We start from the raw sequence: 1,074 nt of genomic DNA, 5'->3' as shown, positions 1-1,074 counted from the left end.
CCCTCGAGCGCGCGCTTGGCGGCGGCGGACCCGGTGCCGGTCTCGTAGGCGCGGGAGCCGTAGGTGCGGTCGATGGGCACGTAGCCGATCTCCACGCCGAGGCGTTCGGTGCGCATGAGGTGGGTGAGCACGGCGGCCAGTCCGGCGTCCTCACCGAGCACGATGAGGCGCGGCAGACTGTCCGCGGCCATCACCGGCAGCAGCTCGTCCAGGGTCCCGGTGTCGGGAATGGCGGCGGTCTGCGTGAGGGACAGAGAAGCGAGCGCGATGGGAACGGGTGCGCCGTCGCAGCGGAGAACATGGGTACTCAACTGCCGAACACCCTCCTCTGGCCTGCCAACACCTATCCGCCTCGCTGCGTCCCGATGGAACCCCCTGCCGGTCCCTCTCCCCGTGCCACCATAGCCCTGTCTCATTTGCCCCGCTGTCCTCAGTGCGCATCCGTTATGTCTGGTTCACTCGGAGCCGGGGCGTGCACCTGGACGTATGTGGTCATCCAGTAAAGTGTGCCCACGGCCACCGCCTTCTGATGGCGGGTGGCTGCAGCAACATGGGTGCTGCGCGTCGAACCCGTAGGAGACACTCGCATGCCGGCAATCGTGCTGATCGGCGCCCAGTGGGGCGACGAAGGCAAGGGCAAAGCCACCGATCTGCTCGGTGACCGGGTCCAGTGGGTAGTTCGATACCAGGGCGGCAACAACGCGGGGCACACCGTGGTGCTGCCGAACGGTGAGAGCTTCGCGCTGCACCTGATCCCGTCCGGCATTCTCACCCCCGATGTGACCAACGTCATCGGCAATGGCGTGGTCGTGGATCCGGGCGTGCTGCTGGCCGAACTCGCCGGTCTGGAAGAGCGCGGCGTGGACACCTCCCGCCTGCTGCTCTCGGCCGACGCGCACCTGATCATGCCGTACCACGTGGCCATCGATAAGGTCACCGAACGCTTCCTCGGCAACAAGAAGATCGGCACCACCGGCCGCGGTATCGGCCCCTGCTACCAGGACAAGGTCGCCCGCGTCGGCGTCCGTGTGGCCGACGTGCTGGACGAGAAGATCCTCACCCAGAAGGTCGAGG

At 67.1% G+C, this 1,074-nt stretch carries 1 protein-coding gene and 1 pseudogene; one reads left to right on the top strand and one right to left on the bottom strand.

Going from position 1 to position 1,074, the window contains the following annotated elements; translation table 11 throughout:
- Window positions 1–311: pseudogene (locus ACIRS4_RS38830) on the bottom strand (hypothetical protein); the annotation flags it as partial.
- A 276-nt stretch (window positions 312–587) separates the two neighbouring features.
- Here ACIRS4_RS38830 and ACIRS4_RS38825 point away from each other — a divergent pair.
- Window positions 588–1,074, top strand: a 487-nt coding sequence (locus tag ACIRS4_RS38825; protein ID WP_404205080.1) for an adenylosuccinate synthetase, incomplete at its 3' end; no start/stop codon positions are given.

The sequence above is a fragment of the Streptomyces sp. NPDC101166 genome (assembly GCF_044768125.1).
Lineage (GTDB): Bacteria > Actinomycetota > Actinomycetes > Streptomycetales > Streptomycetaceae > Streptomyces.
Note: the sequence above shows the minus strand (reverse complement) of the source record. Positions and strands in the feature narration are given on the sequence as shown.